Origin of the sequence: Mucilaginibacter sp. OK098, from assembly GCF_900142915.1 — a bacterium.
GTDB lineage: Bacteria > Bacteroidota > Bacteroidia > Sphingobacteriales > Sphingobacteriaceae > Mucilaginibacter.
In genome coordinates, this window is the sequence record NZ_FRCM01000001.1 from 1,364,893 (window position 1) to 1,390,684 (window position 25,792).

General features: G+C 41.6%; 19 protein-coding genes. 4 read left to right on the forward strand and 15 right to left on the reverse strand.

Annotated elements, in window-relative coordinates; genetic code table 11:
* Nucleotides 1-4: 4 nt before the first annotated feature.
* Nucleotides 5-3,544, reverse strand: a complete 3,540-nt coding sequence (locus BUE31_RS05650; RefSeq protein ID WP_234997753.1) for a TonB-dependent receptor — start codon at nucleotides 3,542-3,544, stop codon at nucleotides 5-7.
* 185 nt (nucleotides 3,545-3,729) lie between these two features.
* Nucleotides 3,730-4,890: a FecR family protein gene (locus BUE31_RS05655; RefSeq protein WP_073401040.1), complete on the reverse strand. Its 1,161-nt coding sequence runs from the start codon at nucleotides 4,888-4,890 to the stop codon at nucleotides 3,730-3,732.
* A gap of 486 nt (nucleotides 4,891-5,376) precedes the next feature.
* Between BUE31_RS05655 and BUE31_RS05660 the strand changes: the two genes are divergently transcribed.
* Both BUE31_RS05660 and BUE31_RS05665 read left to right on the forward strand, forming a co-directional pair.
* Complete coding sequence (locus tag BUE31_RS05660) at nucleotides 5,377-5,871, forward strand: DUF3224 domain-containing protein (RefSeq protein ID WP_200801862.1); 495 nt, start codon at nucleotides 5,377-5,379, stop codon at nucleotides 5,869-5,871.
* A 153-nt stretch (nucleotides 5,872-6,024) separates the two neighbouring features.
* A complete protein-coding gene (locus tag BUE31_RS05665; RefSeq protein WP_073401042.1) occupies nucleotides 6,025-6,546 on the forward strand; it encodes an REP-associated tyrosine transposase in 522 nt (173 codons plus the stop codon).
* A gap of 390 nt (nucleotides 6,547-6,936) precedes the next feature.
* On the opposite strand, the gene BUE31_RS05675 is transcribed toward BUE31_RS05665, so the two are convergent.
* The 3 genes from BUE31_RS05675 to BUE31_RS05685 are packed head-to-tail and all read right to left on the reverse strand — an operon-like array spanning nucleotide 6,937 to nucleotide 9,125.
* On the reverse strand, nucleotides 6,937-7,422 hold the full coding sequence (locus BUE31_RS05675) for a hypothetical protein (RefSeq protein ID WP_073401046.1): 486 nt from the start codon (nucleotides 7,420-7,422) through the stop codon (nucleotides 6,937-6,939).
* An 18-nt stretch (nucleotides 7,423-7,440) separates the two neighbouring features.
* Nucleotides 7,441-8,052, reverse strand: coding sequence for a hypothetical protein (locus tag BUE31_RS05680; protein ID WP_073401048.1), 612 nt, complete (start codon nucleotides 8,050-8,052; stop codon nucleotides 7,441-7,443).
* A 5-nt stretch (nucleotides 8,053-8,057) separates the two neighbouring features.
* Nucleotides 8,058-9,125 (reverse strand): hypothetical protein, encoded by a 1,068-nt coding sequence (locus tag BUE31_RS05685; protein WP_073401050.1) that lies wholly within the window; start codon nucleotides 9,123-9,125, stop codon nucleotides 8,058-8,060.
* Between the two features lie 300 nt (nucleotides 9,126-9,425).
* Here BUE31_RS05685 and BUE31_RS05690 point away from each other — a divergent pair, with 300 nt between their 5' ends.
* Complete coding sequence (locus BUE31_RS05690) at nucleotides 9,426-10,496, forward strand: nuclease-related domain-containing protein (protein WP_073401052.1); 1,071 nt, start codon at nucleotides 9,426-9,428, stop codon at nucleotides 10,494-10,496.
* 23 nt (nucleotides 10,497-10,519) lie between these two features.
* Here BUE31_RS05690 and BUE31_RS05695 read toward each other — a convergent pair whose 3' ends face one another.
* From BUE31_RS05695 to BUE31_RS05740, 10 genes are all read right to left on the reverse strand, one after another.
* Nucleotides 10,520-10,951, reverse strand: a complete 432-nt coding sequence (locus BUE31_RS05695; protein WP_073401054.1) for a hypothetical protein — start codon at nucleotides 10,949-10,951, stop codon at nucleotides 10,520-10,522.
* Nucleotides 10,952-11,223: 272 nt separating this feature from the next.
* On the reverse strand, nucleotides 11,224-12,837 hold the full coding sequence (locus BUE31_RS05700) for an AAA family ATPase (protein ID WP_073401056.1): 1,614 nt from the start codon (nucleotides 12,835-12,837) through the stop codon (nucleotides 11,224-11,226).
* A gap of 483 nt (nucleotides 12,838-13,320) precedes the next feature.
* On the reverse strand, nucleotides 13,321-13,911 hold the full coding sequence (locus BUE31_RS05705) for a sigma-70 family RNA polymerase sigma factor (RefSeq protein WP_073401058.1): 591 nt from the start codon (nucleotides 13,909-13,911) through the stop codon (nucleotides 13,321-13,323).
* An 18-nt stretch (nucleotides 13,912-13,929) separates the two neighbouring features.
* Complete coding sequence (locus tag BUE31_RS31530; protein WP_255376650.1) at nucleotides 13,930-14,052, reverse strand: hypothetical protein; 123 nt, start codon at nucleotides 14,050-14,052, stop codon at nucleotides 13,930-13,932.
* A gap of 298 nt (nucleotides 14,053-14,350) precedes the next feature.
* Nucleotides 14,351-15,394 (reverse strand): LamG domain-containing protein, encoded by a 1,044-nt coding sequence (locus tag BUE31_RS05710; protein WP_073401060.1) that lies wholly within the window; start codon nucleotides 15,392-15,394, stop codon nucleotides 14,351-14,353.
* 33 nt (nucleotides 15,395-15,427) lie between these two features.
* Nucleotides 15,428-16,933, reverse strand: a complete 1,506-nt coding sequence (locus tag BUE31_RS05715) for a RagB/SusD family nutrient uptake outer membrane protein (RefSeq protein WP_073401063.1) — start codon at nucleotides 16,931-16,933, stop codon at nucleotides 15,428-15,430.
* A gap of 18 nt (nucleotides 16,934-16,951) precedes the next feature.
* Nucleotides 16,952-20,161: a SusC/RagA family TonB-linked outer membrane protein gene (locus BUE31_RS05720; RefSeq protein WP_083619348.1), complete on the reverse strand. Its 3,210-nt coding sequence runs from the start codon at nucleotides 20,159-20,161 to the stop codon at nucleotides 16,952-16,954.
* A gap of 321 nt (nucleotides 20,162-20,482) precedes the next feature.
* A complete protein-coding gene (locus tag BUE31_RS05725) occupies nucleotides 20,483-21,646 on the reverse strand; it encodes a glycoside hydrolase family 130 protein (protein WP_073401065.1) in 1,164 nt (387 codons plus the stop codon).
* A gap of 413 nt (nucleotides 21,647-22,059) precedes the next feature.
* On the reverse strand, nucleotides 22,060-23,292 hold the full coding sequence (gene fucP, locus BUE31_RS05735; protein WP_200801883.1) for an L-fucose:H+ symporter permease: 1,233 nt from the start codon (nucleotides 23,290-23,292) through the stop codon (nucleotides 22,060-22,062).
* A gap of 27 nt (nucleotides 23,293-23,319) precedes the next feature.
* Nucleotides 23,320-24,213, reverse strand: a complete 894-nt coding sequence (locus BUE31_RS05740; RefSeq protein WP_073401071.1) for an ROK family protein — start codon at nucleotides 24,211-24,213, stop codon at nucleotides 23,320-23,322.
* Nucleotides 24,214-24,735: 522 nt separating this feature from the next.
* Here BUE31_RS05740 and BUE31_RS05745 point away from each other — a divergent pair.
* Nucleotides 24,736-25,755, forward strand: coding sequence for a LacI family DNA-binding transcriptional regulator (locus BUE31_RS05745; RefSeq protein ID WP_073401073.1), 1,020 nt, complete (start codon nucleotides 24,736-24,738; stop codon nucleotides 25,753-25,755).
* Nucleotides 25,756-25,792 lie beyond the last annotated feature (37 nt).

A 25,792-nucleotide genomic window follows, 5' to 3' on the forward strand; every position in this document is an offset into this window, starting at 1 on the left:
GATGCTATAAAGTGGCGGTTATGCCTATATTGAATACTTTTTGTATAGGATAGGCAAATCCATTACCTCCAAGCTCCGGATCCCACAATTTAAAGGGGGCCCATGTATACAGGTTTAAGCCATTAAAATAGATGCGGCATTTATTAACGCTTATTTTTTTGGTAAAGGATGAAGGCAAAGTATAGCCAAACTCTACTGATTTAAGGCGCAGAAAACTCCCGTCGCGCATCCAATAGGTACTATTCTGGCGGTTGTTCTCTATCTGGTTGCCTGTTACACCTAACCTTGGGTATTGCGCATACAAGTTTTGGTTATCTTCAGACCAATGATCATCGGCGAATGCCTTTAACAATTGCGTATTACCATAGATATAAGGATCGGGGCTTTGAATAAAGGGGCTTACCCGGTTTGGATCAATAAAGAATGATACCCTTGCCTGTCCCTGGAAAAATGCAGACAGGTCAAAACCTTTATACCCTGAAGAAATACCGTAACCATAAACAATTTCAGGAATTGTAGGGTAGCCGATAAAGGTTTCATCTGCCCCATCAATCTTTCCATCTCCGTTCAAATCGCGGTATTTTATATCACCTCCTTTTGGGGCTACGCCATTGGTTGAAAAGATCTGCGACGGGGAATTCCTGGCTTCATTATCGTCAACAAACAGACGTTCTGCAATGTAGCCGTACTGACGGTCAATAGGTTGCCCCGACTCATATCGATATGCTTCATTGTATTGGGGCTGTTCATAGTTGCCGTAAGTGCTTGTAGCAAAGGTAAAGTTACCGCGACCCTGGATCCAGAAATTTTTACCCAACGCTTGCTTATAATCCATTTGGAGATCAATACCTTTCGTATTGGCTGTTCCCAAATTAGCAGTAACACTTGACTCAAGTCCCATTGTTGCGGGTATGGTACGTTGCTGCAAAATATTATACCTGTGATATTTGTAAACCTCGGCTACTACATTCAAGTTTTTTAATAATGTAAATTCCAGGCCAACATTAGCCTGGCGCGAGGTTTCCCAGGTAATACCCGGATTGGCATAGTTATTAACTGTTACGCCATTGCGTGTGTAACCATTATTGGTGCCAAATGTAGCGGGATTGCCGCCATTTAGATTTACGTTAGAAATGTAGTAAAATCGTTGTGAGCCAATATCATCGTTACCTACTATACCGTAGCTCCCGCGTATTTTTAAACGTGAAATTATATTCGCCAGATCATCGTTCCAGAACTTCTCTTCAGACACTATCCATGATGCACCTAACGTTGGGAAAAATCCAAACCTGTGATCGGCAGAAAAACGTTCGGTTCCATTATAACCAAAGTTAAATTCTAAAAAGTACCGGCTTTTGAACGAATAAGTAGCACGGCCCGCCACTGTTATATTACGGTAAGGCAATGAGTATTGCAGATCCTGCTGTTTTGTAACAGGGTTTTTGGCATTTGAATAAACAGTTTGCTGCTGCGTGCCAATCAATGAGGCGCTCAGGTTATGATCTCCTAACCGCTTACTGTAATCTAACACGCCCTGGAAATATATATAGGTGTTTAAATTATCCGTGCTTGGATCCCTGTTGTATGTTAAGTATTCAGTAGCCACATTATTTCCGGTTGGCTGCGGATTGAGCCATTGAAGCGTATACTGATTTGATGTTTTATCGTAATTCTCTACGTTGTAATAGAACGGGGAATATCCCATTTGTGATTCAAAATACGAATAACGGTTGGTATGGAATAACCCATGAAAATTAAGGCCATCTGTTATAAACCTCAAATTCTGGTTAAGTTCCAGCTGTGCTGACAATCTTGATTCGGAGTAATTTTTGTGCCCGCGTAATAAAGCCGCATAGGGATTATTATATTGGATACTGTTATTACCACCAACATTACCAAACAAAATATGCTTTGTATTCACATTGGCAGAATCTGCCGGGAAGTAAGCAGGGAATAACACAGGGCTGGTGTGCATGGCTACATTGTACAGATCTGTCTGAAACGATGCATCAGTTGTTAGCGGGCCATTGTATTCATTAAACATGCCCTCCAGCCTAACAATAAGTTCTGTTGTTTTAGAAAGATTAATGTTAACATTTGAACGTAACTGGTAGTTCCTGAAATTAACATTGTTATTATTATTGTTCGCGATATCCTGATTAAGGATCCCATGATCTATACTGTATGAACCGGAAACATAAAATTTAGCCAGTTCATTGCCGCCACTTACACTCATATCCGCCCTTTGTGTGAGGGTGTGTTTTTTAAATAACAAGTTTAGCCAGTCGACGGCGGGATAAACATATTGATTACTGCCCGGCGCATGCGCCAGCGTGGCCTGCGTATTTATGATCTTATTTTCAGGGAATGGCAAAGGGCTTAACGGGTCGCGGGTGATGGTAGCTTCGTTATACAGCCGCATGTAAGTTATAGGATCTGCCAGCTGCAAAGTTTGGGCCGATTGTGAAATAGAATTCTCATACCTGAAACTAATTTTCGTTTTACCTATCTTACCTTCTTTGGTGCTAACCAATATAACACCGTTGGCTCCTCTTGCTCCGTAAAGTGCGGTTGCGCTCGCATCTTTTAAAATAGAAAAACTGGCAATATCATCAACCTGTAAACGGGCAAGGTCATTTGCCGAAAGCTCAACGTTATCAATCAGGATCAGCGGGCTTTTATTATAACCAAATGTTGTTACCCCCCTGATAAAGAATTGCGCATTATCCTGGCCTGGCTGACCGCTCGGCTGATAGGCTATCACACCGGCTATCTGCCCGGCAAGCGCATTGGTAAGATTGCTTGCCGGGATCTTTAAATCTTCCGGCTTTACAGTAGTAACAGACCCCACTACGGCCTCCCTCCTTTCCTTTCTTCCGTAAGCAGTAACTACTACTTCCTCGGCCTGTTTAATATCTTCCAATAAAACAATATTAAACAGTTTATTATCCGGGCTTACGGTAAAGTTTTGCGAAGCAAAACCAACAAAAGAAACCCTGATCACGGCGCCGTTATTTACGTCTAAAATAAACTTGCCATTCCTGTCCGTGACCGTTCCCTGTTTGGGATTATCCACTACGGAAATAGTCACCCCCTGCAGGGGCGTTCCTTTATTGTCCCTGACCGTTCCCGTTACCGTAATATCGGCGATGATCGAAGCTACAGGGGCGCTTGTATTAATACCCGATCTATCTTTAATAATAACTGATTTACCTTCAATGGTGTAGGTAAGGTTAAAATCTTTTAAACAGATGTTCAGCGCCTCTTCAATAGTGCTGTTTTGAAAGTTTACATTTAGTTTATGGGTATTCTTAATGCTTTTGGGCGACCAGAAAACGTTATACCCGGTTTGTTTATTAATTTCATTTAACACTTTTTTTAACGAGACATCATTTTCCCTATAAGTGATTTTTTGAGAAAAAACCACTGCGCTTGCCTGCATAAAAGCAAGAAAGAGGATAAATATGGTAATCTTCATTGTGCGCAGAAATTTCTTGGCGTAGCCCGAAGGCATACAAATGTTTGTAGTAAAAAATTTATACATTTGTTAAGGCTGTTTTTAAGTAAGAAATGTTAAGACAATTACATTAGTGTTTAAATAAGCCATTGAGCAGGGGCATCACGAGTGCTCCTGTTCTGCTTTTTAAACCTTTTATCTTACGCTAAGGCGGGGTTTCTATATTTCTCATCGTTTAGTTGGTTTTAATTGGTTTAATTATTGATCTTCAATCAGGGCGATTGATTTTTCTTTCGTATTTTAATGGTTGAACCTTCTATACTGAACCGGGCATCGCCGGTTTGCTCCATAATTTTGAGTAGCGTTGAAATATTGGAGAAACGGGTTGTTATTGCTCCAAATGTTTCATTTTTTAAACTTTCGTCCTCAAAAACAACAGCAACATTATACCATCGGGCCACACTTTTCATTATGTTCTCCAATTTTTCATCGTCAAAATTGAAATAGCCGTTTTTCCATGCAATTACCTCTTCAGTATTTATTTCAGAAACTTTGATGCCGTTTGCAACAGCTGCTTGTTGCCCCGGGATCAGAAGGGTAGTTTTACCACCTGCTATGATGCGTACCTTGCCTTGCAACAGGCTTGTTTTTGAGCTTGCTTCATCATCATAGGCGTTTACATTAAAACGGGTCCCCAGGTCTTCTATAACCTGTTTATTAGTTATTACACGGAACGGAAGCGCGGCATTATGCACCACTTCAAAATAAGCTTCCCCTTTTAATTCAACACGGCGTTCCTTTGCCGAGTTAAAGTTTACCGGGAATTTAAGTGATGAAAATGCATTGAGCCATACCTTTGATCCATCAGGTAAGATCACCTGGAATTGCCCTCCCTTTGGCGTTTCAATTGTATTAAAAGCTAATGGTTGAGTTATGCCGGATGCGGTGTTTGGATCTCCGGATGATTTTATGGTATAGATCAACTGTCCTTTAGTCGATTTAGTTATTTGAATCCCGTTCTGACTGGCGATTTCCCCCTTCCCTGTATCGGTTAATGCTATTTTCGAGCCATTAGCCAGCGTTAATATAGCCTGATTACGACCTGGCGGGATATCATTTTTCTGTACTAAAGCATTGTTGGTTTTATTTGCCCGACCGGAAAACTTTGAAATAAACAGCCATGAGCCACCAACAATCAGCAGAACGGCTGCCGCTGCTAACCACTTTATGTGCAGGATCCTTCCCGAGGGAGGTTTTATTTCACGATTTAAGCGCGAAAGCATAAAATCGCCAACGGCTTCCTCGCTTTCCGGGAATTCAGCATCCTGGTATGCCTTTTGGCGATACCATTTTAGCAACTCCTCCTTTTCAGTTTCGGAAGCAGTATTATCCCTGTACTTCTGGATTAAAGTGTAAATACGTTTCTGGTTCAATTGGTTATTGAGTGTTAGTACAGATGTGTACCGCACGAATGGCTTAACCCTACATGGTTATTAAAATATTTTTAATAAAATTAAAAAATGTGCCGTTTTATAGCTTTTGATGGCGCTTCGCCACTTTTGGTGATAAGTTAATTTGCTAAGACCCGCCGGTTCAAGCGTCTCGCTTGAACCCCGACAGCGGTCAGCGTCCCGCTGACGTTACAAAATGACCGTTAGTGAAGTTTTGGTATTGTTGCTGTTTTGTTTAAAAAAGTTATTGTAAGCGGGACGCTTACATTTGTTTGGGTTCAAGCGGGACGCTTGAACCGGCGGGTGGGTGGGCTTGAACCGGCGGGTAATTAATTTACTTATTGCAATTTTTTTTATTTACTGCTGACATAGGGTTGTCAATGGCAACTATATTTTTGATTGATGAACAGCGGGTGATATACCGAAAAAAGAGATAATTCAGAATCATAGATAATTAATTATAACCAGATGAATGTCTTACTTAAACTATTGGTTACCGGGGCTGTTTCAACAATTTTGATGATAAACGGACCAATTAAAACTATTAAAAAAGAAAAACACATGCAAGCAAAAGGAACATTTGAAGTAAAGGTGAACCCGGCTGAGACAACCCAGATTGAAAAAGATGCAGGCATTGGCCGGTTTACGATTGACAAAAAATGGAGCGGTGACCTGGCCGGTACCTCGAAAGGATCAATGCTTACAAGCCTGGTTGAAAGTACCGGCACGATGGCCTATGTGGCGCTGGAAAAAGTTGACGGAAAACTCGGAGGTAAAAGCGGAAGTTTCTATTTTACGCACAATGCGACAATGAAGAAGGGCGATGCCTCCAGCGGCATAATGAAGATCGTTGTTGTAGCAGGTACGGGCACAGGTGAACTTACCGGGATTAGTGGTGAACTAAAGATCATTATAGATGCCAAAGGCGGACATTCATATATATTTGATTATGAGCTTCCTTAAGTATATTTAACTAAATTGAATTAACGATAATTCACCTTCTATATTTGATTTTCTCGCCGGTTCAAGCGTCCCGCTTGAACCCAGCCAAATGTAAGCGTCCCGCTTACAACAAGCATTTTGCAGTGTCGAAAAAATAGCTGCATATTTATTACCATGCAACGCAACGCCTCAACCGACGAGCTTTACTTCGTGACCCTAACCGTGGTAGATTGGATAGATGTATTTACCCGTCGCTATTACAACGATTTCATCATCGAAAACCTGGCATGGTGTCAGCAAAACGCGAACCTGAATATTTACGCCTATGTTATCATGACCAACCATATCCACATGGTGGCCAATGTTACCGATGGATCGTTAGGCGATGTATTGGGACGCTTTAAAAGCTACACATCAAAAGAGCTTTACAAAATGATAGTTGGCAACGCGCAGGAAAGCCGACGGGAATGGATGCTGCAAGCTTTTGACATGGCCGGCAAACATAATCCGTTAAATGAAAAACATCAGTTTTGGCAGAATGGCAATTATCCGGTTGTGCTTTATACACCAGCGGTGATTGAGCAAAAAATCGATTACACTCACGAAAACCCGGTAAGAGCAGGCTTTGTGGGTTCGGCGCATGAATATTGGTATAGCAGCGCCAACCCGGAAAGTCCGCTGAAGATTGTTTGGTAACGTCAGCGGGACGCTGACCGGGGATAGGATTCAAGCGGGACGCTTGAACCGGCGGGGGATTTATTTGGTGACGTCAGCGGGACGCTGACCGGGGTTGGGGTTCAAGCGGGACGCTTGAACCGGCGGGGGGGTTTGAATTGTGAACATTTGAATAAGATTTTACTTCCAGGTGCAGTTCTTTCAGGAGTGTATTCAAATTTTTATGAAGAAATGTTTCTTTCCGGGAAATAATGTTATCCTTCAAAAATTTTGTGGTATCCTGATTGATGGTTAAGGTCATTGTTTTTACCAGAATTAAAATGTCGCGGCTGTTTAATGCGTTGCTTTCTTTGCCTAAACCAAGACAAAACACCATGATCAAGTAGATGTGCTTTTTGACATTTGCCTCCATTATTCACCGCTACTTACAACGAGATCCTTCACGGTTAATTTGCCGTAATAATCTTTCTCGCCTTGCAGCCAGGCACCTTGGCCCTTGTATTGGAGCGTCCAGGCTTCGTTCCGGGGAATCTCCTTGTCAAAATACACTGTAATTGTAGGAACGTTTATATGACGGTGTAATTTTTCTGAACTGATTTTATCATCGTCAAAAAAAAGAACGATTCCCCTTAAAGGCTGGCCTGGTTTTGAATTATGGATATAAGAATAAGACTTTACATTTAAATTCAGTTCTGTAAGCAGCACATTCAGTTGCTGATGAACAAATTTTTCTTTATGCGGGAGAATGGTTTCCTTTAAATATTTCGCGGTGTCCTGGCCAGGGTTTATAGCCCATGGACAGGATAACCAATTATGGAACTGGTTTTTATTTATTGCGCCGTTAGCTTTACAGGTTATCAAGATAGCTGCTACAGCTAGTATCAAATATTTTTTCATTTCTTTTGTTTTTATGTTTTAATCTACATTACAAGGGGAAGGTTGGTATACAGTAACTCCGTTGACCGTCGTCTGCGTAAAGTGTACAGCCAAAAAGTTGCCGCTTGCATCCGCTTTTAACAACGTTATGCCCGTGTTATAATTGCCCAGGAAATAAACCATGGCAGCTTCTTCGCCTGCAATACCTGCCGCTATACTTTCAGCACTTGTCGGGTTATTGGGATTAGCTGCATGTTCGATCAAATAAGCATTATTGGCTTTCTGACCGACCTTATTATCAATATCATTTCCCAATGTTTTATTGTCATCAAAATCCCCTGTAAAATTGCCGCTGGCATCTTTCTGTAAGTAGCTTTCATTATATTTTGCAAAAAAAGCCTTAAACGCATTCAGGTCGGAAACTACCAGTGCATATTTAGCCGTAGGCGATACCACAAGATCTGTTTTTATATTGTTGTGGCTAACTGATAATTCACCCAATTGATATACATCGTATGGGGACGGTTGAGGGAAGGAACTTGCATCATGTGAGTGCCCTATCGCTGTCGTATTGGCTGTAATGTTAGTTGATGAAAACGCAGCGCTTTCCGTAGTCGCAACCGGGGTTGATGCAGTAAATGTTGATCCCACTTTATCTACGTGGAAGGCGGCTTCTCTATCACTGTTAGAATAGCCAATGGCGGAATTGAATGCATTGGTAATGGACGTGTATTATTCGTCATGGTATTTGTTGTAGTTCCTGCGGCAGTTTTTGCAGCATTACAAGGGTCTGTCATTATCGTATCCTTTACTACAGGTGGTACGGGTGTACAAGGATCCGGAGGTGGTATAAAATTTACGGTCAGATGGCTGCCATTTATAGAATTGACCGGGGGGGCAGCGGGGGGCGCACATGGGGGGGCGGGCGGCGCACCACTACCGCTACCGCCGCTACCTCCCGAACCTCCCGACCCTGAACCATTATCAACCATAGCACAGGTTCTGCCGATATAAGTTGAATACCAATATTCCCCGTCTACATAATAATCCAAATACCAGTCGGTACATTGCTGCACCATGATGTTTGGTTGCAGACTCTGAATTTGCTGGGTAGTTTTGCCTTCCGAAGCGGAGGCCGGGGTTACCAGTTGCCCGTTACGATAGGCGTAACCGCCAAGATATTCACCTTTCGGAGTCAGATAAAGTACTTTGCCGCTAAAATCAGGGTCATTTTTTTCATAGGTATTGTGTGAGAGCTTACTGGTGTCATTCTTCACGTAGTCAGAATCAGCAATAACGGTCATCAGGCAGGCGCGATATTTCTTGCCGTCATTGAGTATAAGGAAATAGTTACGGCTATAGCTTTTGTTGGTAAGCTTTCCATTGATAAGGGCTGCAAGCCCAAATTTGGCTGTAGAATTAACCGGCATTTCGATAACATCGCTGCCCGCTTTTTTATACCTGCGGGTAAGATGCCAATCCGGATTTATTCGCTGGCTCAAATCCTGTACCCCCTGAGTGGTCAATTTACCGCTTACAGTGTTAACTTGTAAAGGATAGGTGCCTTCATACCATGCCTTTGCCTGATCAATTACAGGGTCTGAAGGAGCATGAGTTGTTTTGAAGTCTTTTTTACAACTGTTAATTATAATTGCGGAAAGAAGAAGAACGATAACGGGAACAAAAATTTTAAATAGGGATGCTTTCAGTCGTACAATTTTCATGCGTGTAAGTGAATAGGTTACGATTGCTAATCTAATCAGAACTCCTATAACATTACGTAACATTTATAATACAAACAGGCCCTTCTGATTATAACACCGAAAATAGTTCAAAAATGTAAAACACCCCTTCCCGCCTGTTCAAGCATTTTGTTTGGGCACACAAAAATTTAAGCCCGCTTGAACCGGTGGAGTAATATTGCAAATTATCACAATCTTCGATGTTGGCGATTTCCGTATCTTCGTTAAAATGTCTACAACGCGGTATGTACTATGGTATAAATAAAATGTTCGCAAATAAACATGTGTAAAGTATATAACACTATTGGCTGTCTGACGACAATAAAATCGCATTTGCGTGAATACAATATCGATGGCTATAAGTCACTAAATGAGCTAATTGATTTTCAAAAGAATTATTCTGTTACACGACAACAAATCATTTCAAATCATAAATTTTTGGTTGAGCAGGAAGGGAATGGGCTTAGTGATAAGATAATTCAATTAGACTATTCCATTAAGACGAAGAAAAGAGCAGTTAAACAAAAGCTACTATCGGAGCTTAAAAAACTAAAAAATCGATTAGTCAACTTAGCTTCAGTTCAAGCCAATATTATTCAGGCATTTATTAATTACGTTAAAAAAATCGTTCTTAAGCTAAGAATCTGGTATATCAAACTAATTTTCAATCTTAAGATTGAAAATTCCCTCAAAGATTTAACAGCGGATTATAACAAAATTAATAGCCGCTATAAATATATCGTTTCGTCCTTTGACGATGCAGTAATGGAAAGTTGTTTGCCGCAACTACGGGAACTTGAAGGGAAAAAGAGAATTATCGACCAGCTAAATAATTCGATCTATGGGGCAATAGGAGAACAAAAGGTGGTTAGAGAATTAGAAAAATTATCTGACGACTATATTTTAATTAATGATTTTAATTGCAGATTTAATCCCGCCATTTATAACCGACAAGAAAATGATTATATAAATTCAGTTCAAATTGACCACATATTAATATCACCTTCTGGTGTTTTTCTGATAGAAACGAAAAATTGGAGCCAAGATTCGTTGAACAATTCAAATTTATATTCCCCTGTTCAACAAATAAAGAGAGCAAATTTTGCGCTATATAAAATACTAAATGGAGAAATTTCTACCGATAGATTATCCTTAAATAAACATCACTGGGGAGATAGGAAAATTTCGATAAGAAACCTGGTCGTTTTAATAAGTCATAAGCCGAACGAAGAGTTTCAATATGTGAAAGTTTTAACCTTGGATAATCTGCTTGGTTATGTTAATTATTTTAAGCCTAGCATTTCATCCAATGAAGTGCAAATTATAGCTACCAGCCTGCTTAACTTCATTTGAGAATGATGTTTGCTATAAAGCTATCAATCATCCTCATCACCCTTATCACTATCCCAACATTTAATCACTATAATATTAGGGTCAAGCGCTTCTTGTGGCAGGTCCCTGATTTTGCCGATAAAAAGATCATCCTTTTCATTGGCCCAGATCTCATACTCCAGTTCGCCGGCGATCTGGCCTATGAGGATGGTGCGGGGTGATATTTTAAAATACCGCATAATCGCCAGGATTGTACGCCTGGTCTCTGTCAGCTCCTTAAAAGTTTTGTCTCCTTTCGCCTTAGCGGCTTGTATCTTGCGGTCATAACTGATCATGTTGTCTATATCGCTTAAACTGTTTTGCCTGCCATAAGGCGGCGCATTGTCTAACAGGTTTTTGAAGCGTTCACAGCGCTCTGAAAACAGCCTTGTGAGTTGGTAGTATTGGTTGCACCAGGCAGTAAATTCGGTGGTCATGGTATTGAGGTTTAATTGGTTGTGGGGATATGTTTTTGAGTCGGGGGTTAACGCGAATGCACCGCGTCAACATTCTGGCGCAGAGTGGACTCACCCGGAGACGCTGCGCTGTCCGACCTCTCTTCGCTGCGCGTAAAGAGGTAAGAAAAAAAGGAAATAAAAATTTCATCCCCTCTTTGCGCAGCAGAGAGGGGTGGCGAGCGAAGCAACGCCGGGGTGAGTCAAATCTACGCGCGGCGTTCACGCCAATGCTCCAACGCCAACCCTGGACGTTAATGCACTGGCTTCGACTCCCCACCGATGGAGTTTTCGCGCGTTGTCGTCCTAAGTATATGATCCAGCAGTTCCGGCGTGAGTAATTTATCAATTGTTGATATTTTCCGGATTCGCGTGGGAATAGGTATTTTTTGGTCATTCGTCATGAGGTCATTTGCATATTCTTCTCCATTCGTACATTCACGCATTTGCACATTCGACCATCGTTCTTTATTTGCTAATACCTCATCTTCAAATCCACGCATCTTCAAATTTTCAAATCCTTTCTCATCTGCACATCCGTTTTGGTCATTAGTCATTACGTCATTGGTCATTGGAGCATTTATATGTACGTCCCCATCTGCACATCCACGCATCTGCATATTCGCACATCCATTTTGGTCATTAGTCATTGGTGCAGCCGCATACCCTTTCTCACCTGCACATCTTTCATCGTCTACTAATACCTCACCTTCAAATCCACACATCTTCAAATTTTCAAATCCTTCCCCATCCGCACATTCACGCATCCGCATATCCGCACATCCTTCCCCATCCGCACATCTGATAAGCCGGTTAACTGTAGCCAAACCTATACCCAGCTGTTTGCTGATGTCGCGCTGGCTGTGGCCGGCGGCGGAGAGGGCGGCTATTTTATGGATCAGTTGCCGGCGGTGGGCTGTGCTGCGGCTGAGCAGGTGATGGCGTTCGGCGCTGTTGCCTTCGAACCTGAAGTGCAAAAACGCGCCGGGTTTTTGCATGCGGCACAGGCATACATTATCGTGGCCGTAGCGTTGGCGGGTGTTGCGCTGCTTGATTTGTTTGAGGTAGCAAAGATCATTGTCGATGGTGCTTTTGCCGATGGCGAAGGCGCTGTCGGCAAAGTTGATGAGCAGCTTGCTGCCGTGCGGGTCGTCGGCGCTGATGGGTTGTGTGGCGTTGCGCCGTTTTGGGGTATGCGCCAGAACGAGGATGGAGAGGTTGTGGTCGGTTTTTAATGCTTTGAGGCTTTTCATGAGCGCAAGCGCCACGGCGGAATTTTCGGTGCCGCCGCGCAAACAGGTGATGTTATCGATAATAAGCACGGTGGCTTTAGCCTGTTTTACCTTATATTCTATGGCGGCAATAAGCAGGTCGTTTTCGCTGACATTGGACGGTGGATCGGGGATGAAATTATACTGGGCACGGAAAAAGTCATCAGAAAATTGGTGATCTTCTTCGCCATTGCTGTACCGCAGCCCGAACTGGGCCGCACTCAACTCGAAATCGATGTAGAGCACCCGGGCGGGCGGCGCCTGGCAGGTAAAAGGTGCAATGCTTTGTCCGCGTGCAATGCTTTCGCCAATCTGCACAGCCAGCACCGATTTGCCGATATTGGTATCGGCAAACAGCATGCACAGTTCGCCCTGGTGCCAAAGCTCGCCAAACAGCATTTTGGCTTCGGGTTCGCGGCGGGCCAGCTCCAGCCAGCGGTTGCCGTTTTCAATGGTAAACATGCGGCGGCAGTCTTCGGGGCTGGGTCGTGAGGGTTCGTGGCGGTTTCTTTTGGCAGGGCGGAGCGGCAGTCCGCGGCTTTCAGCGCGCAATTGTTCGATGAAAGATGGGCGTTCGGAAGATGGGTTGCTTGGCATGAGGATAACGTTTACATCAAATTTAATTGATTGCAGCCGTTAAAGTGCTGACAGTGTTTTGTCAGTAGGGTGAATTTATAAACCGGCTAAATTAAACGCGGTTTTTTTCATTTCGATGGGTTTGAATCCTCAATTATAGCGATGGGCGTTGCCCATCGCTAACGGGTTAGACCCTTTCAGGGTCAGGACAAATATTTTTAAGTGAATTTATAGCCTGAAAGGCTTTAATCCATCAGTACAGGGCACCGCCCTGTGCGAAAACGGGAGGCAGTTACGTTTTTTCCCCGGAAGAGACAAAAGAGATAATTTCAAATAGTTTGATTATCAGCTATTTGTCGATTCATTAAAAGTAAATCAACTGATAATGAGCATGTTTCACACCGTTTCACCCGTTCCGTGTGCAAAAATGGAACGCTTGCAACCCCCGGTATACCTATTTGGCCTGAATGCGTCACATCATCTTCGCCTGGTTAAAAAAGCGCTTTATTTAAGTAGCGCATAAATAACATAAAGCGGTAGCAGTATCGTCCATCCGTAATTTTTAAGCTCGGCACGGATAATTTTTAAAGCCCTGGTGAGATTGGCCTCCACTGCTTTTTCAGTAACGTTTATCTTAACAGCAATCTCGTTGTTTTTCATGCCAATTTCACGGCTATAACGAAAAACCAACCGGCATCTCTCGGGCATTTCTTCAACTATTCCATTGATATATTCCTGAAGAAACAGCGCATCAAGTTTCTCTTCGTCGCGGGTTAGCTCATTAAATTCATAATTTTTTCTGGCAAGCTCCGTCCGGTGAGTTTCGCGCTGGTAGTATTTATAAATGCTGAATTTAACCGAGGTAGCTAAAAAAGCCGGAAGATTTAACACCTCTACCACATTACGCCGCTCCCATAAAGAAATAAAGACCTCGTGTACAATATCTTTTGATGCGATATTATCATTGCTATGGTTCCAGGCTATTAAAAGCATCTTTTTCCAGTACCTTTTATAAATTTCGGTAAAGGCAGCGTGATCATCCCCTTTCAACAATGATGTAAGTTCCTGGTCGGTATATAAGCTGTAATTCAACATACATAGATCTATACTGAATTACTTAAAGGAAAAAGTATCTTTTAAAATAGCTGAAGCTGATGCCGGATGAAGAGAAGTATTGTTTTTAATAGAAAACACACTGAACTTAAAAAGTTCGGCCTGGGGTAAAGCTCTTTTCATAAAACTAAGTTTAAATTAGGGTGGTCTGAAATAAAGATTTTTCAGATTTAATATACAAGAATACAAATTGTTAAAGAATTGTAATAATAAAAAAACTTTGTTTCGTCTTTTCCCTGTCTTGGTTTACACTTTTGGATGATGAAAAATATGAATTTCAGCTTAAAAATAAAAATTGATTCCAATAAACTGAATTCAAAGACAACAAAAAAGCACCCATAAATGGGTGCTCTCTCAGCAATGCTTTGAATTAATTGATCAACTAAATCTCACTTCATCATTAATTCTTTTATGTAAATCATTATGGTTGCTCCATAGTATATAACGATTTAACTTCGTTGTCACTTAAAACCTTATTATAAAGATGGATGTCATCAAGGCTCCCTATAAAGAAATTACCACCATAATAAGCATTGGGGCTGTTTGAATCTGCTAAGTTATAGGAAAGCTTAGGCAATTCATTACCAATGGCGATGGGTGGCGGTGAAACCAGGGTTGTAGGATCACCGGTAACGTTAGCCGTTTTTACCAGGGCCCCATTAATATAAAATTTCTCTGTACCATTTGTAAAGCTCGCTACAACTTGCGTCCATTGATCCAGTTTAACGGAAGGGCCGCCATCATCCTGGTCATGGTCGCCAGTGCTGGTCATTACGGTAAGAAAAGGCAGGTTGCCTCCCTGTAATTGAAATTTATAACCGTTCCAGCGGTCTAACGAAAAAATATAATTTCCGTTACTGGCGGCATGCGGCTTGATCCAGGCACAAATAGTAAAACTACCTGGGCGTAATGATGCCTGGTAAGGCACTTCAATATAGGCTCCGTTGTTAAAGTCGTAAGCGTTGTTTGCAACTCCATAACGGTCGGCAGTTAAAACAGGTAAAGTAGCGCCGTCAACCGGGGCAACCCCATAAGGGCCTACCCATCCTGTTTTTAGCGTACCATCGTTGCCATTACCCGAAACATCTTTAGCATTGCCATTAAATGTCCACGAAGCAACCAGGTTTGCGACCGAAATTTGCTGGATCAAATTAACGCTAAATTGTACGCCGGCACGGATAAGATTTGCCGAGGCGTTATTAACCTGCTGTTGTGTAAAAGAACCGGTTTTAACGCCGGCTGCTAATGTAAGAGCTGTTTGGAGCGCCTCTTTCGCTCCCGGGGAATAATCCCCGGCTTGTTTCCCCTCAACAGACGCATTATAAACAGCTGTTAATGAATCAATTTGAGCGCTAAGTTTTGATTTATCGGAATTGTAATCAACCTTATCGCTGTGTTTTTTGCACGATTGTATTAAGGTTACCGTAGCCATCAGTATAATGATCGCTGCGATAGAATTTTTCATCTTTCTCATTGTTAAAAATTTAAAATTTCATAATTACTTACCCAATTTAAAATTAGTTTGCCTTTCACTTTCCGGGATCGGGAAAAACTGATTGGTGGTAAAACTAAAGTTAGGCTTGTTTTTAAGCGCGTTACCAGCATAGGCTGATCCATAACGGATAATATCAAAAAAGCGATGAAACTCAAGAGCCAGTTCAGAACGCCTTTCCTTGCGAATAATATCGCGAAGCTGAGACTGATCGGTAATTGTAATATCAGGTAATAAACCTGCAGGTACGGTACCAAACCCAGGCAACGAACTATCATTCAAATAGCTTTCACGGGCGCGTTTACGCACCTTGTTAAGCGGCGCAAGGGCTGCTCCGCTATTCCCGGCCTCATTAAGTGCTTCTGCTTCAATTAACAATACCTCGGCAAACCTGATAGCCTGGTAATTTAAATTACCATCTCCCCTGATGCTTACCGGAATTTCTGCTAAGGGCTGGGTATGTTTTTTACTTACATAACCGGTTGTGCTCCAGGCAGGGTCAAACACACTATCGAAATATGAATGTCCTGCTCTTGCAACAGTATAATCCAGGCGTGGGTCAACCGTACCATCCGGTGCAGTTTCAAAATTATCAACCAGGTTTTGTGTTGGCAAATAAAAGCCGTAGCCATTTAGCGGCCGTGGTGCAAACCACGCGTTTAAATTATTCCCCTGGTAAGGAACCAGGCCCGAAGTATGTAAAATGGAAAACACGCCTTCAGCATTATTTTTAGTAGCAGCCCTAAAGTTATCTGCAAAAGCAGGTAACAGACTATAAACTCCCAACGCGTCAACAGCTTGAGCAGTTGAGGCGGCAAGCGCCCATTTCTTTTCAAAAAGATACGTTTTAGCCAATAGCGCCAAAGCAGCGCCTTTAGTAACCCGGCCTATATCATTGCCGGTACGGCTTATTGGCAAAACACTGGCAGCTGCGGTGCAATCCTTTTCTACCTGGGCGTAAATTTGCGCCTGTGGTATAGCTGGGCTTTGCAGCTCTTCCGGTGTTTCCACTTTTAAATGCAGCGGGATATCACCATAAACTACTGTTAAATTAAAATAATAGTAGGCGCGCAAAAACTCAGCCTGCCCAACAACATCATTTTTAACAGCTTCAGACACAGCCTTGTTGCTTGCAGTTAACCCATCAGTCACTACGTTACATTTAAAAACACCATCATAATATCTTTTCCAAAGGCCTTCAACTGCCGAATTTGCAGGATTGATATTAAAATTCTGGATACTTAAAAAATCACCCTGGTCGCCATCGCTGCTTCCTTTTATGGCATCGTCCGAAGCTAAATCGCCTAAAACCCATATTGTATTTGAAGAGGCATCGGTAAAAGTAAGGGGCGAATAAGCCGCATTTACTCCCAGTTTCGCATTGGCATCATTGGTGAAAAAATTATCACCCTGGTACTGACCAAGTACCGGCTGTTCCAGGAACTTTTTGCACCCGCCTGCTATCAATAACAGGCATGCGCTTAAACAGATATATATATATTTTGCTTTCATCTCTGTATATTTTTTAGGTTAGAAATTAGCGTTAACACCAAACGTTATGGTACGTGCCGATGGATAAGTTCCCCAGTCAATGCCCACTGCCGTTACGGTGCTGCCATTGTTACTGTTATTATACTGTTCAGGATCAAGTCCAGTGTATTTGGTAAAGGTTAACAGGTTTTGGCCACTCACGTATACACGTACTGAAGAGATCCCAAGGCTTGATAAAGCATCTTTACCCAGCCTATATCCGATTTGCACATTTTTAAGCTTTAAATACGATCCGCTTTCGAGGAAGCGGGTAGATGGCATTTTGTTATTGTTTCCATCTGTCCATGATAGTAGCGGATAGGTATTGGTTGAACCCGGCCCTGTCCAGCTTTTGGTGGCAATGCGTTCCGTGATATTGAACGGACGATAAAAGCCCTCGATATCTGTAAGCACCTGGTTGTATATTTTATTACCATAAACTCCCTGGAAAAACACATTCAGATCGAAATTTTTATACGTTACATTGGCAGTTAAGCCGTAAGTGAATTTCGGGATCGGGCTGCCTACAAAAGATTTGTCTTTATCGTCAATAACACCGTCGCCATTTACATCCTTATACATCACATCGCCCGGTCTTATGCCCGGCCCCTGGTAGGCATGCGTAAATACCTGCTGCGCGTTTTGAAAAATGCCCTCCTGTTGTAACAGGTAAAATTCACCAATGGGGTGGCCTACAGCTGTTAACGTACCATAGTAATTATTATCAATTCTGCCTGATGCAATGGGTGTGCCTCCAGCAAGCGCCGTTACCTTATTGTTAACCGTAGCCAAATTGCCGCTCACACTATAGCTCCAGTCGGTATTAAGTGTTTTTTTATAGGTTAATTCCAGCTCGAAACCATTGTTGGTTACATTACCGGCATTTACCGCAGGGTTACCGCCGTTACCCGCACTGCTTGGCAAAGGAAGGAACAATAACATATTTGATGTTTTTTTAACATAATAATCTGCACTTAGCAATAAGGCATTGTTAAAAAAGCCAATATCTAAACCTGCGTCCTGCTGTGTACTTGATTCCCAGCGAATATTGGGGTTACCCTTAGTTGTTATGCTATATCCCTGGTTGGTTGCTCCTCCAAAAGGATAATAAAAGCCGCCGCTAAAAGTTGAGGTATAAGGATAAAGCCCTATTTGCGAATTTCCTAATTGGCCAACACTGGCGCGTAATTTAAGGGTAGAAATAGGCTTAACATCTTTCATAAAATCCTCCCGGTCAATCCTCCATCCTAATGAACCTGAGGTAAAGCTCTGGTACCGGTTTGAAGGATTAAGCTGGGATGATCCATCCCTGCGATAGCTTACACTGGCAAGATATTTATTATCGTACTGGTAATGTACGCTGCCAAACAAGGAGAATAAAGCAAAATGCGATTCCCCGCCTCCATTTAGCGCGGTTGACAGCGTGCCGTCATCAAGGTATTGAAAAGTAGGGGTCTGATTAATATACCCTGTTCGCGATGCCGAGATCCCTTGCTGGTCCTGTTTAATAAGTTCGGAACCTGCCAAAAAGTTTAATACACTTTTTCCAAGGGTAAGGTCATAAGTAGCAGTATTGGTCCAGTTATAATTTAAATTATTATTGTGTGATTGGGCAAGTGAGTTGGGAGAGTTAAAAAAACGATCGATCCCGAAAGTTTCAAAAAACTGCTTATAATCTGTTTGGATCAAGTTTAAACCAATGTCCGATTTTATTTTCAAGCCCTTTATTGGGTCTACCTCTGCATATGCATCGCCCAATATGGAATAGCCGTAAGAGTTATCATTACTGGCATCTGCCAGCGCGACAGGGTTTATACCATCACCTAAAAAATTACCGTTTACACTGGCATCCTGCTTTGGCAGATCCACAAATTGCCCGTTCGCGTTATACACGGGTGTACCGGGTGTGCGAAATAATGCATAGCGTACAATACTTGCTGCGGCCCCGCTGTAACCATCGCCTGAGGTTCCAACCGTCCTGGTTTTTGAGTAACTCAGGTTAACATTGGTACCCATTTTAAAATATTTCGATATTGTACTGTTTATCGCGGTGCGCAGATTAAACCTGTTGAATGAAGAGTTTTTGATTAATCCATCCTGGCTGAAGTAATTACCGGAAACAATATATTGCGAGTTTTCATTACCCCCGCTTAATGATAAAGAACCATTACTTACACGCGCCGGTTTAAGAATTTGTTTTAACCAGTTTACGTCAGACAGTGTCCTCGCAAGACTATCGGAAATCTTTGACCGGCCGTCATTTGTGGCTGCTGTATTAAAAGCGCTAACATATTGTGCGTTATCAGCCATTTTAATTAAATGCTGGGCAGTTTGCACGCCGGTATAAGCGCTAATGCTTAATTTGGCCTTGCCCGAACTTCCTCTTTTAGTGGTTACTATAACTACACCGTTTGATGCCCTTGCCCCATAAATAGCAGCTGACGAAGCATCTTTAAGTATGTTGATGCTTTCAATATCATTAGGTGAGATCTCATTGATCCCTTCTTTTGTTGGCACACCATCCACAATATAAAGCGGATCATTATTATTTATGGTACCAACACCGCGAATGCGGATATTTATTCCATCGCCCGGAGCGCCGGTATTCTGCGTAACAGCTACACCGGCAGCTTTACCCTGCAATATCTGGTCAACGCCACCTACAGGTAAACCATTGATATCTTTACTGCTAACGAGTGAAACCGCACCGGTAAGATCTTTTTTGCGCTGCGTAGTATAACCTACCACTACAACTTCGTTTAAATTAGCGGGGAGCTCTTTTAGCACTATATTAATTTGTGTTCTGCCCCCTACTGCAACTTCCTGGGTTTGGTAACCGATGTATGAGATAACAAGTGTGGCATCTTCCGGCACTGTTACATTAAAGCTCCCGTTTACATCAGTAATCGCAAGATTCTTACCATTTTTTATGCCAACGCTGGCACCAATAAGGCTCATGCCAGTGGCGTCAGTAACCTTCCCTGTTACTTTTATATCACTTAATTCAGCTTTTGGTGCTGATGATTTTGAAGGAAGAGTATTTGCTGACAAGCCTATGCCGTTATGCAGCGGACTATGTTCATTTATAGGAGCTCCGGATGCTGAAAATTGAACTAATGCTGCCAAAAGCAGGGCAAAAGCAAATTTCGAGCTTAATAGAATTCCTTTTTCATATCGACAGATAATGAAATAACTGTAAGTTTTTTTCATATACTTTGTTAATTGAGGTTAATAATTAAATATATCCTATGATTTAACCGGGTGTGGCTAGATCAATGTTGTCCAATAAATAGAAATGCTCTCGCAATCCTTTTTAACTTATAAAGCTTTTTTTAGCAGACTATTTCATAAAATTTTGCCCTTTCTTCTCTTAGTTTAATTGGTGTTGGTTGCTATTGAATACTGTTTGTTTATATTTTTGGTGATGTTGACAGCCTGGTTTTACCGATTTCTAAAGCCAAAAGCTCCCCAAACCCATCAATTAATGATGGATTACTCTTACTAAAGCCGCACTAAATCAATTAATCAGGTCTATAAAAGGGGTATTGGATCGGGCGGTGCCGGTTTAAAAGGATCAAATACGGCTACCCCTACTTTTGAGTCGGCGCAACCATAGTACAGGAACCATTTCTTTTTAAAATAAACCAATCCTTCAATAAAAACAGTTCCATTAACATATTGTCCGCTCTTTTCAAAGGATTCCATGGGGCGTAAAAAAGGAACATCCAACCTGGCTATTGCTTTGCCCGGATCGGTGCGGGAGAATAAAACCTGACCTGCGCAATAGGAGTTGCCGTTAAATCGCTTATCCCCGCCTTCGCCGGGATGATTTTTTCCGTTATAAAAAAGAATAATCCCTTTATCGGTCATTATTGCCGGGGGGCCGCATTCTGTAAGGTCACTGTCGAAAAAGCCTTTGCGGGGAGATATTAGCTGTTTAAGCTCGCCTTTATTATCCACTACCGGGCTCCAGTCAACCAAATTGGTTGAGGTGGCAGCAAATACATGCAACTCGCCCCAGTACATCCAGTATTTTCCGTTGATCTTTGCTATCACCTGGCGATCGCCCTTCAATTTTGTTAATATGGAAGCAGACTTATGCGGGATGTTAAAAAACTTCCCATTATAAGCCTTCCTGAATATGGGACCATGTTTTACCCAGGTGGTCAAATTTTTTGAGGTTGCCACACCCAAACGCGGCACCTTGCGATTCCATTGAGTATAGAACATTACGTAAGTCCCGTTTTCTGTTACTGCAACCCGTGGGTCTTCACAACCGCCGGGCCATTCAAATTCTTTCTGGCTATCTTTTCCCGGGAATAATACGGGCTTGCTGTTACGTTTAAAGGTAAAGCCATCGTAGCTCTCAGCGTACCCAATCCGTGATGTGCGGGTTCCTATTTCAACGCCGGTTTTATCTTCAGACCGGTAAAGAACTACTATTTTTCCATTTTTTACTGTAGCGGCAGGGTTAAAAGTATAATTGGCCTCCCATTTCACAAGCTTGTTCTGCATCGGGTCAAAAAACTTTGCATTGGTATCGGGCGAAATAATAGGATTAATATTTTGTGGCCGTGCAAAACCACCAAATGCCCATTTGGGAAGAACATTCTGCCCTTTTGTTTGGGCAATTGAAAAGTTAAAAAATAACAGACAGGCTAAAACTCCCGTCAGTTTAATGAGTCCCTTATTCATTAAAAATATTTATTTAGGTTTTATACTTGGTTTTAACCGATTTGACTTGCAAAACCGGTTTTATGAATTATTAGCAATAGTAATCAATAAAACCGGTTTTGCAAATTTATTTTTAAACTTTTTAGCGGCTTCGTTCCTTTTAATAAAAACAAATCTGAACCTTAAGTTAAGAGCCATCGGCTCGGCAAATTTTGTAACAACGGATTTTAATCCGTTGAGGCAGTAAAAACAACAAAAAGAACAGTATGTTCGAATCATTTATACCATATTGGCCGTGCCTATGGCACTTTCTTTGGTGAGCTTTATCTGCGATGGGTTAAAACCCATCGTTACAATATATTTCGAGCCTATGGCTCTATAAAATAAAAAGGCTCGCGCAAAACGCCATAACAGAATACTTTAACTACTTATGCTCAATGTTTTACCTTGTATAACTTATAGCCAAACAGAAAAATAACTACATAGCAAATGATTGGCAAATAGTAAGCTTTGGCCACGTCATGGTTTGCAATTTGCCCCATTATTAAAGGGAAAAACGCTCCACCTACCACTCCCATTGATATAAATGACGATGCCTGTTGAGTATGTCCTCCTAAGTTTTTTAAGCCAAGGCTAAAAATGGTTGGAAACATTATACTGAAGAAAAAGTTGATCATCATTAAAGCGATATAGGATGACCATCCCAACTTCTGCGTTACTATAAGACACATAATGATACTGCCCAATGCAAAACAGGCCAGCAATTTGTTAGGTGCAATAAACTTCATTAAATAAGTGCCTGCAAAACGCCCCATCATCATCATAGCCATAAAAATACTCATGTACCTGCCGGCAGACAGGTTACTAAAGCCCATCACCTCATGCCCATAATTAATAAAAAAGGCCCAGGTGCCCGCTTGTGCAGCAACGTTAAAGAACTGGGCTACAACTGCCCATACAAAATGCTTGTGCTGATAAAGTTTTTTAGAAGGAGCCACATCTACATTCACCGCATCCGGATCAACTTCAGCAACAGCTACATGCGGGTCATTTAATACAGGTACCCTAAGAAATAAGAAAGCCACGATAAGTAAAGTTAATACGCCACCAATGCTCACATACAGATACTTAACCGAAGTAAGATCTGTTCCGTTTCCGGCGGTGACGCGAAAGAGAAACCAGGAAGCTATAAAAGGCCCGGCAGTTGCTCCTAATGCATTAAATGACTGTGAAAAGTTAATCCGGCGGTCGCTGGTCCGCTGATCGCCCAGGGCTGCAGCAAAGGGGTGCGCCACCGTTTCAAGAGTTGCCATACCACAACCCATAACAAACAAAGCGATCCTGAAAAAACCGAATGATCCGGCATTGGCAGCAGGCACAAAAAGAAAAGTACCGACGGCAAATAATGCCAGGCCCAATAATACGCCGGGCTTATAGCCAAATTTCTTTAAAAAATAGCCCGCGGGAATGCTCATTACAAAGTAAGCACCGAAGACTGAAAGCTGGATCAGTCCTGATTGGGACTTGGAAACGTTCAAAGCTCCCTGGAAATACTTATTGAGCACATCGCTCATGGAGTGCAATACGCCCCACATTAAAAACAAGGAGGTGACAAAAATAAAGTTGACAACAAATTTTTTCTCGATAAAGGCTGCTTTTTGCATGATATGTTAAGCTATAATTGGTTTACAGAATTAAAAGGCCGGTTTCATTAGGTCATCAAACTTGGCAGCAGCCCCTATCAGGGGTGCATTTTCATCAAGCAGGGCCAGCTTAATGGTCACTGAGTTTAACTCTTCTGTTAGGTATGGCAGGAAGAATATAGATGCTTTGGCAATATTGCCGCAAATAATTAAAACTTCAGGGTTATGCTGCTGAACGGGCGCTGAAAGAAAATCACTCATATTTATTGCAAACTCTTTAAACAGATCCCGGGCAATGGTGCTTGTTGTGGCCAGTTCAGAAAGTTCCTTTACGCCGCCAGTTAACCAGGTGCCGGTTAATTCATGGTAACGCTTTAAAAACCAGCGCGTTGATAAATAAGCATCTGCTATGGCATCCTTATAGGGTTCGCTACCCAGGTTTATGTCTTTAGTGATCTTATTTTCGCTGTAAGCAGATCCGAAGCCGGTTCCCAGGGTAACACCCATCACACGCTGATAGTCTTTCCCTGCCCCTGTCAGCACCTCGCCTGCGATTGTCGATTCCGCGTCGTTTCTGAACCTTACTGATTGAGGATCAATCTTTAACAAAGCACCAAGGTATTGCCTGATATTCATACCATACAATGCCTCGTACTTATCAAGCCCTTTAATATAAGATATGCCCCCGGGGTAGTCGAAAGGGCCGGGCATTGCAATGCTTAATCCTGAAATTGTCAGGCCGTTGTTCTTTTTCAATACCTGTTCACAAGCATCTCCCCATGAAGTTAGTATATCATTTGCCGAACCTTTGCTATCCACTCCAATCCGGGTAATGCTCTGATCAAGTATTACATGGGTTCTCAGATCACAAATTCCCGCTGTAATGTGTGAACCGCCTATGTCAGCAGTTAGAATATATGTAGATGGTAAATTATTGATTTGCATTTATTTTATTTGTTTTTCATCTGATTGATCTATTAAAAACCTGCTGCCCTAACCTTATAGCACGCTATCCCATTTCCGAACGATAAATGGCTATCGTTATAAAAGTTTGGGCATAACCGGCTGGCGATTAAGTAAAAACAGTTTTCATTTATTTTCTAAGCTGAGTAATTGGTTTATCAGGAATTAAATTTTCAACAGTGCCTATGCAAAGTCCTGGAAGATTTATTAGCTTCTCGGCTTGCAATAATAATTAATAAAACCGGTTTTGCAAATAGAAAATGCTATTTTTGAAAAAGCAATTGATTTTGTGGATACAGCATTATGTTTTGCGGGATTATATTTCAATTTAATCCAGGCAAATACTGGGCTATCAAATTGAGTTGAAATGGTAACTGATCATTCTTAAATAAACTTAGCGCTTTAACAGCTGCTAAACTGATTATGTATTTATTAAAATACGTTTAACTTTATTTTTTTAAGAAACCATACTTACTTAACTATTATAATACTGAAGATCACTAAATGAGTAAAAAACTATCTATCAACGATATAGCTAATGAACTACATGTAGCAAAATCAACTGTTTCATTTATTTTGAACGGGAAGGCTAAAGAGAAAAGAATAAGTGATGAGCTGACAGAAAGGGTTTTAAAATTTGTTAAAGAAAAGGGATACCAGCCAAACCAGCTTGCAAAAAGCCTGAGCACCGGCAAAACAAAAATGATTTGTTTAATGGTTGAAAAGATCTCTGATTACTTCTTCTCACACATTGCCTTTCATTTAGAGGCGCTGGCTTATAAAAATGGATACAAGATAATTTATTGCAGCACCGAAAATGATCCTGAAAAAACAAGGCAATTAATCAGCTTATTGCGGGCACGATATGTCGACGGCTATATTATTACCCCCCCGGCTGGTATTGAATCGGAAATTAAGGCATTGATAAGTGATAATTTACCGGTGGTGTTATTTGACCGCTATTTGCCGGATGTGCCTACTGATTACGTGGGCCTTGATAATTATAAAGGCACCTATGATGCCATTGAATTTTTAGTAAACACCGGGGCTAAAAAAATCGCACTCGTTACCCTGGCTTCTGATCAAACGCAGATGATTGAAAGACGAACAGGCTATTTAGCTGCTTTAAAGAAACACCAGCTTAAATCCTTAATTTTGAAAGTATCATTTGAAAATGATACGGAAACAACTGTTAAACAATGCGTTCAATTCATTAAAGACAACCCTGCAGTAGACGCCATTGTATTTGCTACCAACTACCTTGCACTAAGCGGAATAAAGGCCGTGAATGAATTAGGGCTGAATGTACCTAAGGATATTTCTATTATAGCCTTTGATGATCATGATGTTTTTAACATTTACAATCCCTCAATCAGTGCAATTGCGCAACCGTTGGACGAAATGGCGAAACAATTATTTAAAACACTCCTTGATAAACTCGAAAACAAAGTGCGCCTGAAAGATTTGAGTAAAGTTATTATTCAGCCTGAATTGATATTAAGGGGCTCTACTAAACAAATTTAAGCCGGGTTCAATTATCATCTGCCTTGTTTTTGTTGCA